A 16,244-nucleotide genomic window follows, 5' to 3' on the forward strand; every position below is an offset into this window, starting at 1 on the left:
TAAGACAAACTTCTACATCTTTTTCTCCTATTGAATATAAATCCAACGTTTGGAGTTTTGTCACATTTAAAATTGTTTACTTAAACCAACTTTCAATTATATTATTCAGAAACTGAATAATTACTTATTGATTTAACATTCTAAAAATAGTTGATAAAAATGCTTTCTATTGAAATAAAAAAGATTTTGCTATAAAAGTAACTTTTACAACAAAATCCATACAACCAACTTTATTCCGCTTTCCATAATCTCTCTACATTCATTAATTGTTCTTCATTAAATTCCATCTTATATATATCTGGTTTTGACGTATTCATTAAAAATTCAAAAAAGCCTTTATCATTTTATATGCAATTTTGCATCTCTACTTTCAAATCACTAAAAAACCTTTACAATTCAAAAGATGACTAAATATACAATTTCTATTTAAAATCTTTATACAGTATATACTATCAAATGCAATATTTTTCATTTTTTAGAGCAATTACACTTTTCAAAACTTCCTTATAAACATGATTTTTATAAGGAAATCTGATACAATTCTTAAATAATATTATTATGTATAGATATTACGAATATAGTGCATAATTAAAGAAGGTGATTTTATTGAAATTAAATAAAAATTTACAGCTATGTATATTAATTGGAACATTAATGTGTTATTCAATCTATTTTATGTTTTTCTATCTGTTCCCCACTCATTTTTCAAATTCGGATGTACGCTTCGCTTCACTTATTGTTGAAGCCATTACATTTGTATCACTCATTTATTCTATATATTCTAAAAAAGTTAGTTCAAATCCGTTTTGGATATGTATCACGATAGCAATTGGTAGTTTTTTATTAGGAAAAATAGTATATACATATCAAGAGAGCTTCTTCAAAATTCCAATACATCGTTTTACTATTTCTGATGTGTTTTATATGCTTTTTCTACTCTTCTGTCTTATCGCTTTCTGCTATAAAATCCTAAAAGAATGCGATAAATGGGAAAAAGCGTTCTTTATTTGTGATATATGCATAGTACTTACTTCCATATTCACATTGGAGTGGTATTTATTTAATCAACCAAATTTAAATATATTCTCTCTGTCACTAGGAGATGTTTTCCTTTCATTTCTATATCCAATTGCAGATTTATTATTTCTTCTACTAGGTGTTAGTCTCTTTTTCCGTCCAACAATTTTTAATTCTAAACGGAAAATTTATATCTTTATTTTTGTATTAATAAGTTCTGCAACTTTTAACTATATTTATTTTTACTTACATAACCATTTATCAACTGAAACGATAACATTATTACGTCTTTTATATAGAATACCTATATTACTTATTGCAATAGCTGGATCTATTTCAGAAGATCATAATAGCCATAAAAATTATTTCATTGTTAACCCTATAATAGGAAAGAAAGCTTTAGTTATATTTCCTTATCTTGCCGTTGCAATACTAATCGGGTTTACGTTAAAAGAACAAACAGCATCTTCCATTCTCATTACGGGAAATTGTATTGCTTTTATTTTCGTACTCATTCGTCATTCTATTGTACGTATGCAAAACAATTCCCTAACCAAACGTTTACAAGTATTCAATGCCCAATTGGAAGAAAAAGTTAGATTACGAACTTCAGATTTAGTTCATAAATCAGAGGCTCTATCTCAAAAGCAACAAAAATTCAAATCATTATATGAATATCATCCTGACCCTATTTTTACAATTGATTTAAATGGCGTATTCTTAAATGTAAATAAAGCTGGAAGTATACTACTCGGTGCACCAACGGATGAGTTACTTGGTGAAACTTGTTTTTCGATTATTTTAGATGAAGACAAATATAAACTAGCATCTGCATTAGAAAAAGTGAAACAACAAGAATCAGCATCCTTACAACTTAGTTCTCAATATAAAGATGGATTTACTTATTCTTTATACGTTACCATCGTCCCTATTATGATAGACGGGCAAATTTCAGGAAGCTATATTATGATGAAAGATATTACTGCGCTAAAAAAACAGCAAGAAGAAATAAAATATTTAGCATTCCATGATACTGTAACGAAAATTGGGAACCGTGCCTTTTTTCATAAGAAATTAAAAAGAATTATAAAAAATGCTAAAACGACAGAAAGCGAGTTTGCATTATTATATTTGGACTTAGATCGCTTTAAAGCAGTTAACGATACACTTGGACATTCGGCAGGAGACTACATATTAGAAGAAGTAGCGAAGCGATTCCAATCCTGTCTTCCATCACATACTCATCTATCAAGAATCGGTGGCGATGAATTTACAATCTTAATTGAAAACTATACTGACGAAGATTCCTTATTCCAGTTATGCAACCAGTTATTTAAATGCATGGAAAAATCGTTTGTCATATATGAACATACATTAACTTTATCAATAAGTATCGGCATCGCTATTTATCCACATTCTGGAATCGATACCGCTACACTTCTGAAAAACGCTAATGTTGCAATGTATGATGCGAAAGCAAAAGAACTTAATTCTGTCTCTATTTATGATGATGTAATTGCAAAAAAAATTGAAAGACGATTACGATTAGAAAAAGATTTACCAAATGCAATTCAAAATGAAGAATTGTTCCTTTTATATCAACCTCAAGTTGATAGCAAATCTAACAAAATTATCGGTGCTGAAGCTTTAATTAGGTGGAATCATCCTGAATTAGGTGTTATTTCTCCATACGAGTTTATTCCGATTGCAGAAGAAACGCTACAAATCATTCCAATAGGAAAATGGACACTACAACAAGCTTGTGAACAAATGAAACGTTGGCACACAAGCGGATATTCACATTTGAAAATAGGTGTAAATTTATCTGCTAAAGAATTTGAACAAGAAGATTTTGTAAAGTCTATTTCTGCTACATTAACAAATACTGGTTTACCAGCAAGTTCTCTCGATCTTGAATTAACAGAGCGAATTGCAATGATGGATGAGCGAGAAACATTAATAAAACTACGTACACTAAAAAGTTTAGGGATTCATATTTCAATCGATGACTTTGGTACAGGCTATTCTTCGCTAGCTTACTTACCTTTATATCCAATCGATACGTTAAAAATCCCACGAGAATTTATTACAATGTCTGAAACATGTGACGATGGAATGGAAATTATTAAAACAATCATCACATTAGCAAATACATTAGGAATGTCAGTTATCGCTGAAGGTGTAGAAACGAAAAAACACGTGAGTTTCCTTCAAAAAAATAATTGTCAATTGATTCAAGGCTACTACTACAGCAAGCCTATTCATGCTGATTCATTTTCTACTCTTCTCAAAAAAGGTGTTCGTTATAACCATTAGCGCAAATACATACAAGAAAAAGGAAGAAGAGCCCGTCTCCTCTTTCTTTTTTTGTGCTTTGCAACTTTTCATTTCCTTCACATATCATTTATGTAAGTAGTTACTAATATATTTATGATAACAGACTTGAATTGGAGGGAATTACATGCAGCACGACAATCCAAATCATAAACTTTACAAAAACATTCCCCTATCCCTCTTCTCAATAAAAAATGAGCTAAAACAAAAATGCACCAACGCAAATAACTTTCTTTACCCCTTTTCGAAAGAAGAAGAAATATTAATACATACAATTAAAGAAAGAACAAAATTATTAAATCAAAATAATGTGACAAGAACTCGCGCTTACTATCAATTTTACAAAAGGTATCCTGAAATACATTGGGCATTACTTGGACATATGGTTTCGCGTAACGGCGGTTGGAACATGACAGATTTAAAGGGGGATTTATATACGAAGTTGTTATCTGAGAAAGATCAATTTACTTTCTTTTCTTTTTTAGAACGGGGGAATTGGCTTATCTTTCAAGATGTGTATCCACAATTTTTGTTATATGAACAGAGTGTAAAAAAATCCAAAAATCTTTTTTATCTCCTCCCTCATCTCAATGTGTCAACATTTATGGAAACGATGTGGAACTTTTTTTGGAAAACCGGAAACAAACAAATATTAGCTATTTCCACTATTATTAATGAACAAAACTACTTAGAAAAAAGAGTAATTCAAAATAAACACTTCAAAAAAAATGTACTAAATAGTATTGGATTCAAACTTTTTGATTTCTTTCAATTTAATCATATCCTCTTCCCTTTCTGCGAAGAAAAGCCTATACAGAAAACAAAATTAATTGGTGATACAATGAAACACTTCACTTCCTTACACGAACGAATTTTGCTCGGAAAAAGATTATATGCACTATTATTTCATGATGAGCATGTTTTAGCTCGTATACTACAATGGGCTGACACTCATCCACACACTGGATCACGAAAAGATTATTGGCCACATTTATTTTCAAGCGTAAATGAATCCTTTTCAAGAGAGTTTTATAAACGAAGAATAAAGAAATGCCAATTAAAAAGTGATGCCTACCGTATATATAGCCCTGCACTTATGTATGCATGGAAAAATATGAAACATGAAGAAGCAGAATATGAAGATTGGTTTAACGACTGGCAAGTCATACATTATTTAACTGATAAGGAGGAAAGGATACATGGACAAATCACAGAAGACTACTGTAAAACACTCGAAAAGATTGAACTGGCCATTCTTGCAAAGAAAAATGTTCTCCTTCGAGAAGAAGAATAACCTTTTCGCATTAGTCGTTACAATCTTACTCTCTTCTATTATCGGCACTTGCTTAGATGCTTTCTTTGTTGCGAAACAAATATATTCCTTTCCGGTTAGACCATTCTCATCCATATTTTCAGTTAACATAGGCTTTACTTTGTTTGTACTACCGATTTTAACAACAATTTTCATACACATTTCAAAAAACCTATCTGTATTTTCTAGGATTCTATTTATTCTTACAATAGGTATTTGTGCTAGCATTTTTGAACAGATTGCTGAAAGATTAGGTTTCTTTACTCATAGTGTAGATTGGAATCATACATACTCTTTATTTGGCTATATGATATTCTTTTTTTTTATTTGGAAAGTATATCATTGCATAAAAAAATAAAGAGATCATTATAGATCTCTTCTTAAGCATAATCTTTAGTTATTACTAATGGTGCACGGGTTTGAAGGCTTTTAGATCGTAAACGATAGGCAACGACTTTCTTCTTATATTGCTTTATTACGTCAACGTGTTCCTCATAGCTGTATAGAGAAAATCTAATCTCTTTATTCCCTTTTTTCGTATCAATGACGATTGGTATTCCTTCCCCGCGCGGTGGAAAATAATGTTTATCTAAAAATAAAGCTTCATTAAATTCATGAATAACTTGTAGTTTCGTTTCTCCCTCTATATTTTTTCCATCTATCGATATAGAGGTATTCTCCTCATCAAGTTTTTGATGTAATTCAAATCTACTAATAATAGATTCTACAACTGAAGTTGGCATACTAGAAACGAGTACTTTAAGGGCACCAAAAATAAATAATGTAACTATAAACCATGTTGTCACTTTCATCATCTCCATTACAATTTAAAATATAAATTTCGTTCCATATGGTATAAATATACTGATGAGTATTCCTGTTACAATCATAGTCACCGAACCGATTGTCGCTTCTTCAAACCACTTTAATGGTAAAATACGAGTGGAAAGGAGCAGAAACAGCATTAACATCCCTATTAAACTTCCTAGCATTGATAAATGGAATACTCCATCCACGTACCAACTAAACTAAATACATACAGCACGCCTACTTGAAGTAAAAGCATCACGTACTTCATTTCTTTCCCTCATTCCAATATTACGCCTCTCTATTATGAAATCTCATTTAACGTTTCAGCAAACCTCGTCATTCCCAGCTGAATTTGTTCGGCATTTACTCTCCCAAAAGTAAAACGAATATATTCACTTTTAGTACCTAAAACACTACCAGGGACAAACGCTACACCATTTCGTATAGATTCACCTAATAAATGATACTCATCAAACGTTCCTTGCACTTTGCACCATAAATGTATTCCACCCTCTGGAACAAAAAATTCAACCTGGTCTCCTAATATTTCTTCAAGCTTTCTAATTAATACATCTCTTCTTTCTTTCAATTGTCTACGAAGCATTGTAATATGCGCATGAAAATCGTCTGATTCTAAAAATTGATTTGCTACCCACTGCGTAAATACACTGTGCCCAAAATCAACTTGCTGCTTCGCATCCGCTAAACGTTCTATTACACGCGTAGGACCAATTACCCAGCCAATACGTAATCCCGATGCAACAATTTTTGATAATGAACTTACATAAAGAACATTCCCGTTTTGATCCATTGATTTTAATGTTGGATTCACTTCTCCATTAAAGGACGTTAAACTATACGGATCATCTTCTACAATCGGTATACCAAATTCAGAAGACAGTTCTAAAATCTTTTTACGTCTTGCTAATGACAGCACAGTTCCCGTTGGATTTTGATAATCTGGATTTAAAAATACCATGCGAATACGATGCTTTTTATGCAAATCAATTAGGTCATCTGGATTCATTCCATGCTGATCAATAGGTAAATGAAATATTTTCAAACCAGCAGATTTAAACATCGGCAATGAGAAACAATACGAAGGGTCCTCAATTGCAATCGCATCACCAGGTTTTAATAAGCACTGAACGATAAGATTAAGTGCTTGTTGTGCTCCAGATGTAATAAGAATAGAATTCGAATCTGCTTCAATTTGTTTATATTGCTGAACATGTGCTACAATTGTTTTTCTCAACATTTCATTTCCAAGTGGATGGTCATAACCGAGGTTTTCCATAAATGTTTTCTCCGACAAGATCGTTCGGAATCTATCACTTGGAATTAATTCTGGTGATAATTCACCACTCGCTAAATTAATTAAGTCGTCTTTTTGCGTTTCCGTTCGAATTTGTTGAACGAGTGGTACGTTAGGTAAGAACGATCCATCCTCAACGTACCTACCCCAGTTCGGTATTCGTTTATGTGACACACCCCATATGTCTGTATTCACCCGTGTTCCGCTTCCTTTTTGCCGTTCTACTACTCCAAGTGATTTTAATTCTTCATATGCAGCAACTATCGTACTCCGGTTCACTTGTAATTCTTTTGCTAACATACGCTCAGAAGGTAACTTGCTATCAGAAGGAAACTCACCCGAAGAAATACCCCTTTCAATATAATCTGCGATTTGTTTATATACAGGCGTCTTATCTGCACGATTTGGTTTCCATTCCATATAGTTGCCTCCTTTCAAAGCTAACTATCCTCAATTTATTACTAACAGTATTTACCGTAAAAATAGTATTAATTAGTCACATTCTCTCATCCTAAAATGGATATATTAAAATAGCTCCGTTTCTGATTACTCGATAGCTTCTGAAATTCCAGCTTCATACTCTCGTTGCAGTTCTGTTACAAACTATCAAATTATTACCGCATACCACGTTACCCCAACAAGTAGTACGAAAAGAAGGATAATATAAATAGTTGATAAGTTTTTCACATTTCTCTTTGTAGACTTGCCGTAATTCTCCTCCACATTCCGTGCAACTAGTACGGTTCCAAACAGTGATCCAATTACAATAATAACGACTAGTGAAATCGCAAAGCTCATAGTACTTTCACCTCTCTAAGGCCAGTCTATTTTTATTAAGAACTTCCTCTTTAAAACGTTAATAACATACTACCTTTCTTCTCTTATCATAATAGATGTTTACAAAAAACGGACCAACCACTTTTATGTTTTTTTGCTCATCCACTTTAAAAATAAAAAGCAACTGAACACTTATGATTAGTTGCTTTTTTGCAGGATTATTTATGCTAATTTTCATTTGAAATTAATTTGATTTAAAACTTTAGCCTCTTCATAATGAAACATCGATTGAGATAACTCAAAAATTGTTCCATTTACAAGATACACTGTTTTTTAATAAGAAGCGACGTATTTTATCGCTTCTTACTCTCATCATCTTTAATCTCTTATTAATGATTTATTCGCTCTTATAACTTCTTGATACAGCAATGGTGACCACTTTTCATTTATGTAGTCTTGAATGATCCAACCTACTCTTGTAGGACTCTTTTGTTTTATATAGTTTGCAATTTCAGGATTTATGTAAGAGGCGTAGTAATATGGACTATTCCATGCTGTACCACCAGAAGACAAGCTTGCAAAATTAATATATAGATGATGTAAGTCCTCACTATTATTCATCGTTTCATTGATCGTATCTTTAATAGATTTTACTTTCTCATCATAACCCACTTTATATTTATCTTGTACCGTTACATTTACGTTGTGATTTACAGTTGTCGTAAACGTCTCATTATCTGGCCAATAAAAATTATTATATCCTCCAGATTCATTACTACCGCCATATCTTTTTAGTAGTACAATTTTCCCACGAGCATCTCCAAGTTTTATATTTCCTTCTGTTTTTAAAAAGATAGGATCAACAAAATAATTTTTTTCAAACGTATTACTAAAGGAACCTTCTGCTCCTTTCATATCCTCATACTCTTTTTTTAAAGACATAATAATTGTTTCACTCGGGTTATCTTTTAAAAATTGTTTCGCTTCATTTATGAATTCATGCAGTGTTACATAAAGATATAATGGCCCATGATGAAGAACTATCGTATTATCATCTGTTAAGCGTCCTCTTATATCAAAAATGCGAGCTCCATGATCCATTTGATAGCGAAAATCATACTCTTGCGTCATTCCCCATACTTGCTTAATCGGATTTTGCAACTTAAACGTTCCACTATCATGTGTTCCTGGAATTGAAATTCGTGCTAATGGGATATTATCAGGTATAGGTTGCATCCACTTTGACCAATTTTCAAACTCATTAACAGAGCTAGCCGCAACTACTTGCTCATCATGTAAAGCAAATACAAATGTGATAAATATCGTACTACATATAAATAATTTCAAAATAAATTTCTTACTGCTCATTATCATTCCTCCTTTTTCTGTTTTATATCAAACTTATTGAATATAATATAATCTGGTGAGTAAAAAATAAATAATATTTCATAAATATGAAATATTACATAGAAGTAAAGTTAAAAAATCATTCACATATCCTAAATTAGAAAAATTTAAAGGAACTTCAATGTATTTTTATATGCAATATTTCATATTCGGACTCTACACTAAATAAATAAGAAACTTATAATGATTATTTATTTTATATGTGCTAATATACTTACATTAAAATATTATATGTAGACATTTTAAGCTACATTACTTAACCGTTTTACCTTATTTTTCCTAGGAGGATTTACAATGAAATTATTAAAAATAAAACATATAATCCCTTTATCTGCGGCTGCAATTACATTCGTATGTAGTCAAAGTACAGCTGAGGCTTCTACCATTCATACAGTAAAAAAGAATGATACACTTTGGGGCATTAGTAAACGATACGACGTTTCAATACAATCCATTAAACAGGCTAACCATAAAGGAAACGATCAAACTTTCATTGGCGAACAGTTACATATTCCAGGTTCCGTCAACTCAAATGAAATCACTGTTCACCAAAACGCCAAACCTGCGAACATTTCTGAGCAAATTATTTATCAAGTACAACCGGGAGATTCATTGGAAACGATAGCAAAGCGTTACAATGTTACCGTTCAATCTATAAAACAAATTAACAATACAGTCGGAAACAAGCTCTATGCAGGACAACATTTGAAAATCAACTCAAGCATTTCAGAAAAAGAAAAAGACTTAATGGCACGCTTAGTTACCGCTGAAGCAGGTGGAGAATCGTATAAAGGAAAAGTAGCAGTAGCGAAAGTTATACTAAACCGTGTAAACGCAAAAGGTTTTCCAAATACAATAACAGGCGTTATTTATGAACCTATTAAATACGGATATGCATTTACTCCTGTTACAGATGGAAGAATTAATCAGCCTGCAAGCGCAGAAGCAAAAATGGCTGTAGAAGAGGCTATCTCCACAAATGGAATACATTCTGATTGGCTTTATTTCTATAACCCGAAAACATCAACAGACAAGTGGATTACGACACGTCAAACAGTAGCAGTAATTGGTAACCACGTCTTCGCTAAATAACATTTAAAATCATTAACAGACCTCTTCACTTAAAAGGTCTGTTTTTTTGTATGTAAGAATTTATTTATCATGTGATATAGTGGGCTTTGAAAACTAATTCTTCTTGTAAATAAAGACACTTGTATTTACTTCATCACTCTAAGAAATTAAAAAAGCGTCAAGTTCAAAAACTCCCCTTTATTAATAAAATTTATTTCTTACCTTCATAAAATTGTTATACACTAGAAAAATAAAAAACAAACTATTCGTTAGCAGGTGAAAGAATATGTATGATGTTACAATTATCGGCGCTGGAGTAAGTAGCATTTTTATGGCTTATTTACTAGTTAAAAGTAACAAAAAGGTTTTAATTGTGGATAAAACTCAATAATCATTTTGAAACGAGTATACATGGACTATTTTTAGTTGGGGATTGTTCAGGCGTCACTCATTCATTATCTCAAGCTGCTGCAAGTGGGTTATATGTTGGAAAATATTTATCTGACATCTAATTGCATAATTAAGATACCAATCAAATATTTTAAGTTTCACAACGTTTTATTTATGTAGTAATAGCATAAATCACTATCCTCCCTCCGCTAACGATTATCCCACAAGGAATCGAGATTTCATGAGATACATATGTAATATAAACGTGTATATATAACTATTGACATTCAATTCTAACAAATTGAATGTCAATAGTTTTACAAGCCTCTATTCAGTTCCACCTTCATTTGTTCGATATTTTGTAACATCATCATAGTGTTTAATATGTTAGGATGTCTATAAGTATTTTTTACTACAACTATGACTTTTTCTGCCTGTTCTAAAAAATAGATTGGCGCTTGAAAATTCCTCATTGTACGTATGTGAATACTTTATATTTTTACCTTTAGAAACCATTAGCTAATTGATTCATTACACTCTAATAGTTATAAAAATATAATATATAACACAAGTTAAACAAATTATATAAAGAAGGAGTAAAAATGAAAAATAAAATCAATTTACAAATGCAAAATATAAGCTTTGTTTTAATAATTGCTTTAGCAGTATGGTTAAAAACATATCTTATTACAAGATTCAGTTTTGATTTAAAAATTGAGTCTTCTACACAAGAGCTGATTTTATTTATTAGCCCTCTCGCTGCTTCATTAGCTTTTGTCGGATGCGCATTATTTGCAACCGGTGAAAAGCGAAATTATATCGCGCTATGTATTAATTTCTTATTAACAATTGTACTTGTTGGGAATGTAATGTTCTATGATTTTTATAGTGATTTCGTTACGTTACCAGTACTTGGACAAACATCAAACTTTGGCCAATTAGGCGGTAGTATTATAGAAATATTGAACTACAAAATTATACTCGCATTCGCAGACATTATTTTCTTCTTTATTTTATTAAAGAAGAAGGCACTAGTCTTCCAAACGGGGCGCGTAACTCATTCGGCACGCTTGTTATATTTTCTCTTAACGATTGGTGTATTTTTTGCAAATCTACATCTTGCAGAAAAAGAGCGACCTGAATTACTAACGAGATCATTCGACCGAGTCATGCTTGTTAAAAATTTAGGACTATACACGCATCAAGTATATGATTTAACACTACAAGTAAAAGCAGGATCACAAAAGGCACTTGCTGATAGTAGTAAATTACAAGAAACAGAAAACTACGTGAAGGCAAACGAAAGTCAGCCGAATCCTAACATGTTTGGTGTAGCGAAAGGAAAAAACGTAATTGTTGTTACTCTTGAATCCTTACAAACCTTTTTAATAGGCGCAACAGTTAACGGACAAGAAGTTACACCATTTTTGAATGAATTCATAAATGAAAGCTATTACTTTGATAACTTTTTCCACCAAACTGGGCAAGGAAAAACATCCGATTCTGAATTTCTAATTGATACGTCGTTATATCCATTAAATCGAGGAGCTGTATTCTTCACACACGGTAACAATGATTATACTGCGACTCCAGAAATTTTACGTCAGCAAGGTTATTTCACTTCTGTATTCCATGCGAATAACGCAACATTTTGGAATCGTAATATCATGTACTCTGCTCTCGGTTATGATCGTTACTATAATGAACTTGATTACAAAATTACGCCCGAAACTAATTTAAATTGGGGATTAAAAGATATCGAATACTTTGATCAATCAGTAGATATATTAAAAACTGTTGATCAACCATTTTATGCTCGTTTCCTTACTTTAACGAACCATTATCCATTTACGTATGATGAAGATACAAAATTCATTGAACCATATAACTCTGGTAATGGCGTATTTGATCGTTATATCGTAACAGCACGTTACTTAGACGAATCAATTAAAAAATTTATTGAGCGTTTAAAAGCCGAGGGAATGTATGATGATTCTATTATTGTATTATACGGTGATCATTATGGCATTTCTGAAAAACATAATCGTGCAATGGCACAGTTTTTAGAAAAAGATCAAATAACAGAATTTGATACTTTAAATTTACAACGTACACCTTTATATATTCATGTCCCTGGACAAACAGAAGGTCAAACGATTTCAAAGCCTACGGGACAAATCGATATGAAACCTACTATTCTCAATTTATTAGGGATTGATACTACGAACGATATTCGTTTTGGTCATGATATGTTTTCAGATGAATATACCGGTTTTGTTGTTTTACGTGATGGTAGCTTCATTACAGACAAATATGCATACAAAAACAACACTTTCTATGACCGCATAACAGGTGAAATTGTAGATTTACCAAAAAAAGAAGCTCAAGCACTCATTAACCGTGCACAAAATGAATTACGAATGTCTGACAAAATTATTGAAGGAGATTTACTACGTTTCTCAGAAAGTAATAAAATTAAAACTGGCGAAGTACAAACTAAAATTAAAGAAACTGAAAAATAATGTGAATATGCAAAGGGAGCAACTCATTACAGTTGCTCCCTTTTACTCTCTTATAACATGTGATGCAATTTCACATAAAAAATCTTAAATATTTTACTTTTATTCTGCACTTGTTTCTAAAATTACATCTGTATAAGTATGATCATCACCCATATGTAAAATTACTTCACATTGACGTAATCTCAATTCAAAGAGCATGATAGAATCATGATAAACTTCAGGATTTGATTTCATTTTATGTAACATCTCTTGTTTTTCTTGTATTTCTAATTGCATATTTTCTACAGCTTGTTTCAAGGAGTTAAATGGATTCCTAAAGAAGATATGAATATCTCGCTCTTGTGTGTTTTCGAATAGCTCAAATTGCAAGAAAAATTTCTTCATAATAGAATCCGTTACCTCAGTATAATCTTCATTTTCTACATACTGTTTGTATTTGTTATATAACATAGTTTTATTTTTAGGAAGAACTCCAAATAATTTACCGGCACTTTTCAGTAAAAATTGTGCTGGCGTAAATCGACGTAAAATATTTACTTCATCCATTTGTATTCTAGTCGTCATTCTGTCAGTATCTCTGCGCCAGTCATCCAACACTTTAAAGTCACATTCTAACTGTATTCGATTTTCTCCAAATAAAGAATTAAGTCCTTCACTAAGTTCTTCTAAGTACGATTGACTTTGAAGGAGCTCATTATGAGAAGTTGCAATCCAATTTTGCATAGAAAGAGCAAGATGAGGTAATACCGTTTGTTCTAAATATTTATGCACTCTTTCATTCATTGCTTTATTTAGTTGCGTATCCATGTGACCGAAATCGCTTTCTTCACTTATTAAATCAGAACAACTCTGTAATACCTTCGGTATATTTTCAGTAAGATCATTCGTAATTTCCGTTTTCATTGTACGATATGACTCTGTAATGAAATGAATTTTTTCCCTCTCAAATGCAGTAAGGTTATTCATGCTACCGTTTAGTTTCACTAGCATATCTTCATTCCACTTAATCGCATCCACTAGATTGTTTTCTTTCTCAACGCGTTTAGCTAAAAGATATGTAATTGTTTTTCGGATGAAGAACAATAGCTTTTCAGTACGTTCTGCATCAATATTTTTATAATTAAAGTTAAAATGAATAAACTCAGTTAACTCATTTAATTGTTGACTACTTGTATATAACGAAGAATAAGGAAAAATTCTCGCTTGCGGGAAATATGTGTTTATTCTCGCTGCCGTATCTTGTAATACTCTTTTCACTTCTGCTTCACTGTAAATGTTATCGATTTTATTTAATAAGAAATGAATTTGTAAATTTGGTGTATGTTCTTGAATGCTTAATAGAATATCACGCTCTTTATCAGTAAAAGGTGAATCCGCATTCAATACAAACAATAATTCATCCACGGAATTTAGATATTCAAATACCTCATCCCTAGTGTCGTTATTCCTATTAAAGCCAGGTGTAACTACAAATGTAAGTTTATTTTCACTTAAAAATTTGCATGGTAATTTAAATTCAACACATGCTCTATCTCTATACGTTTGATGGTGTTGAGACATCATATTATGATAATCAGAGATATCTTCCGTTGTTGTAATTGCAGCATCTGTTATGGCGTTAATTTCTGTATGAGCATCATTTTTTAAAACTACTACATTCGAAATTGATTTTTCTAATATATTTTCTCCTAATATAGAGTTGATAAATGTAGTTTTTCCGTTCCCTGAAGTTCCTGTTACTAAAATACGATTCGTTCTTAAATCTGCAAGTTCGTCAACTAACCATCTAAATCGTTGACCTATTTCTATATTGTTCTTTTGTGCCCACTGTGTAATAGATTCAAAAAGATGTAGACTGTACTCTAAACCATTCACATGATTCATAGAATATGACAGTAGCTTTTCCGCATGTTGTATATCGCCTGAATCTATTTTAGATGAAAAAATCTCATCCCATGCCAATACAGCTGCTGATGGAAATACAGCATAAGACGGATTGACTACTTTTAACCAATTTGTTAAAAGACTTGGAATGATTTCGTGTAATTGTTTAAGCATATATTGCCCTTGAATTAATGCAAAGTATGTTTCTTCGTAAAGAGAAGAAATTTTGTCCCATATATCGGACGACTCTATTTCAATATGTAAGAAAAATTCATTTATTGTGTTAAGCCACAATAAGTAATTTTGTTCATTTTTATAACTGTTCCAAAGTGATGAAACCATTTGCGTAAATTGTACTTGATCTACATTATTTAATGTAATTAATGCATCATAAAAATAATCTGGTGAAATATGTTTAGTAAATCCTTTATCGATATATCCTTTTAACACCTCAAACCACGGATAAGATTCTATTCGAATTAACTCATTCACAGCAAGCTCTACTGCACTATTAAAATCTTGTTGTTCCTCATAAAAGGAACGGGCAATTTTTGTGACATTCGGATAATCCGGATTTAAAGAAACCGCTTCTTTAATAACAGCGAAAGCTGCTTCAAAATTATTTTGCTCTATGTAAAGAGAAAGTAATTGTAATCTAATTTCTGTCATCAATATTATATTATCAGTAGCAATGGAAGTATAAACATTTTCAGCAACTGCTAATTGATTCAGTTCGAAATAAGCATCCGCAATATTTTTTTGTGCCCATGGTGCTAATTCATTACTAACCTTCTCCCATTTAAAAATAGCTGCTTCAAAATCTTGATGCTGATAATAAAATTCACCTTGCGCAAAACGAATATAAGATCCATCAGAAATCTCATTTTTTTCTTCGTTTACATAAGCTTCTCCAAGTACGTCAAGAGGTGGTTTTGTTACATTCTCCATTAGGAATGTTTCATAATACATCTTTTTTATTAATTGTTTTTCTATTCTCATCTTTTCCCCCACTATATCTTGAAAATACATTTTTAAGATATGTCAACACTTTATTTATGTATGCTTTTTATCTTAACAAAGAATATCTTTTGGAAAATTTCATTTTCCTTTCATTTTTCAAGTTAGATTGAATTTTTATGAGAAAAGTTTCAGTTTTTTTTCAATTCCCTTTCAGTTATGAAACAGCATTAAATGTTCCTAATAACATAATAACACTATAATATTCCGCATTATATTATCAGGAAAAACCTATATGAATCATATTATAAAAACAATTTATAACGAATATATATGCAAAAACACCTCCCCAAACAAATAACAAAAATCAATATCATATATTTCACAAATTATTTTCCTTTAAAATATTTCAGTAGTTTCGTAATTAAATTCCATTAACCTCTATAAA

The 16,244-nt window shown here is 31.4% G+C and carries 11 protein-coding genes and 4 pseudogenes; 7 read left to right on the top strand and 8 right to left on the bottom strand.

The genetic code is table 11. The annotated features are described in order from the left end of the window. Positions 1 to 230 precede the first annotated feature (230 nt). Positions 231 to 329: pseudogene (locus tag EGX95_RS31145) on the bottom strand (histidine phosphatase family protein); the annotation flags it as partial. A gap of 277 nt (positions 330 to 606) precedes the next feature. Between EGX95_RS31145 and EGX95_RS17130 the strand changes: the two are divergent. The 3 genes from EGX95_RS17130 to EGX95_RS30820 all read left to right on the top strand — a co-directional run bounded on the left by EGX95_RS17130 (position 607) and on the right by EGX95_RS30820 (position 5,021). Next, positions 607 to 3,333, top strand: coding sequence for a putative bifunctional diguanylate cyclase/phosphodiesterase (locus tag EGX95_RS17130; RefSeq protein WP_000773573.1), 2,727 nt, complete (start codon positions 607 to 609; stop codon positions 3,331 to 3,333). Positions 3,334 to 3,478: 145 nt separating this feature from the next. After that, positions 3,479 to 4,645: a DUF2515 domain-containing protein gene (locus EGX95_RS17135; RefSeq protein ID WP_001163389.1), complete on the top strand. Its 1,167-nt coding sequence runs from the start codon at positions 3,479 to 3,481 to the stop codon at positions 4,643 to 4,645. Beyond that, a complete protein-coding gene (locus EGX95_RS30820) occupies positions 4,551 to 5,021 on the top strand; it encodes a CBO0543 family protein (protein WP_014297950.1) in 471 nt (156 codons plus the stop codon). The genes EGX95_RS17135 and EGX95_RS30820 overlap by 95 nt, the downstream gene beginning before the upstream one ends. Before the next feature lie 22 nt (positions 5,022 to 5,043). Here the strand turns inward: EGX95_RS30820 and EGX95_RS17145 are convergent, their stop codons facing one another. The 6 genes and pseudogenes from EGX95_RS17145 to plcA form a co-directional block, all read right to left on the bottom strand. Then, a complete protein-coding gene (locus EGX95_RS17145) occupies positions 5,044 to 5,469 on the bottom strand; it encodes a YfmQ family protein (RefSeq protein WP_000214618.1) in 426 nt (141 codons plus the stop codon). A gap of 75 nt (positions 5,470 to 5,544) precedes the next feature. Then, positions 5,545 to 5,741: pseudogene (locus EGX95_RS31150) on the bottom strand (CidA/LrgA family protein); the annotation flags it as partial. A 33-nt stretch (positions 5,742 to 5,774) separates the two neighbouring features. After that, positions 5,775 to 7,208 (bottom strand): MocR-like pyridoxine biosynthesis transcription factor PdxR, encoded by a 1,434-nt coding sequence (locus tag EGX95_RS17150; RefSeq protein ID WP_000454973.1) that lies wholly within the window; start codon positions 7,206 to 7,208, stop codon positions 5,775 to 5,777. Between the two features lie 186 nt (positions 7,209 to 7,394). Further along, positions 7,395 to 7,586: a hypothetical protein gene (locus EGX95_RS17155; RefSeq protein WP_000006450.1), complete on the bottom strand. Its 192-nt coding sequence runs from the start codon at positions 7,584 to 7,586 to the stop codon at positions 7,395 to 7,397. 213 nt (positions 7,587 to 7,799) lie between these two features. After that, positions 7,800 to 7,895, bottom strand: a pseudogene (locus EGX95_RS17160) (GntR family transcriptional regulator); the annotation flags it as partial. Between the two features lie 48 nt (positions 7,896 to 7,943). Further along, positions 7,944 to 8,933, bottom strand: coding sequence for a phosphatidylinositol diacylglycerol-lyase (plcA, locus tag EGX95_RS17165; protein ID WP_000095606.1), 990 nt, complete (start codon positions 8,931 to 8,933; stop codon positions 7,944 to 7,946). Positions 8,934 to 9,266: 333 nt separating this feature from the next. On the opposite strand from plcA, the gene EGX95_RS17170 reads away from it, so the two are divergent. From EGX95_RS17170 to EGX95_RS17185, 4 genes and pseudogenes are all read left to right on the top strand, one after another. Continuing rightward, on the top strand, positions 9,267 to 10,064 hold the full coding sequence (locus EGX95_RS17170) for a cell wall hydrolase (protein WP_000771014.1): 798 nt from the start codon (positions 9,267 to 9,269) through the stop codon (positions 10,062 to 10,064). Positions 10,065 to 10,374: 310 nt separating this feature from the next. After that, on the top strand, positions 10,375 to 10,434 hold the full coding sequence (locus EGX95_RS31155) for a hypothetical protein (protein ID WP_350494402.1): 60 nt from the start codon (positions 10,375 to 10,377) through the stop codon (positions 10,432 to 10,434). After that, positions 10,421 to 10,555: pseudogene (locus tag EGX95_RS17180) on the top strand (NAD(FAD)-utilizing dehydrogenase); the annotation flags it as partial. The gene EGX95_RS31155 and the pseudogene EGX95_RS17180, both read left to right, overlap by 14 nt. Before the next feature lie 480 nt (positions 10,556 to 11,035). Continuing rightward, on the top strand, positions 11,036 to 12,955 hold the full coding sequence (locus EGX95_RS17185) for an LTA synthase family protein (RefSeq protein ID WP_000791044.1): 1,920 nt from the start codon (positions 11,036 to 11,038) through the stop codon (positions 12,953 to 12,955). A 99-nt stretch (positions 12,956 to 13,054) separates the two neighbouring features. On the opposite strand, the gene EGX95_RS17190 is transcribed toward EGX95_RS17185, so the two are convergent. Continuing rightward, entirely contained in the window at positions 13,055 to 15,868 is a 2,814-nt protein-coding gene (locus tag EGX95_RS17190; protein ID WP_002028277.1) for a dynamin family protein, read from the bottom strand. Positions 15,869 to 16,244: the final 376 nt, after the last annotated feature.

The organism is Bacillus sp. FDAARGOS_527 (assembly GCF_003812125.1).
Lineage (GTDB): Bacteria > Bacillota > Bacilli > Bacillales > Bacillaceae_G > Bacillus_A > Bacillus_A paranthracis.

Excerpts from the sequence above, each read along its gene's own strand:
- EGX95_RS17135 (WP_001163389.1), top strand. The coding sequence starts at position 3,479 with ATGCAGCACGACAATCCAAATCATAAACTTTACAAAAACATTCCCCTA.
- EGX95_RS30820 (WP_014297950.1), top strand. The coding sequence starts at position 4,551 with ATGGACAAATCACAGAAGACTACTGTAAAACACTCGAAAAGATTGAAC.
- EGX95_RS17150 (WP_000454973.1), bottom strand. The coding sequence starts at position 7,208 with ATGGAATGGAAACCAAATCGTGCAGATAAGACGCCTGTATATAAACAA.
- EGX95_RS17155 (WP_000006450.1), bottom strand. The coding sequence starts at position 7,586 with ATGAGCTTTGCGATTTCACTAGTCGTTATTATTGTAATTGGATCACTG.
- plcA (WP_000095606.1), bottom strand. The coding sequence starts at position 8,933 with ATGAGCAGTAAGAAATTTATTTTGAAATTATTTATATGTAGTACGATA.
- EGX95_RS17170 (WP_000771014.1), top strand. The coding sequence starts at position 9,267 with ATGAAATTATTAAAAATAAAACATATAATCCCTTTATCTGCGGCTGCA.
- EGX95_RS17185 (WP_000791044.1), top strand. The coding sequence starts at position 11,036 with ATGAAAAATAAAATCAATTTACAAATGCAAAATATAAGCTTTGTTTTA.
- EGX95_RS17190 (WP_002028277.1), bottom strand. The coding sequence starts at position 15,868 with ATGTATTTTCAAGATATAGTGGGGGAAAAGATGAGAATAGAAAAACAA.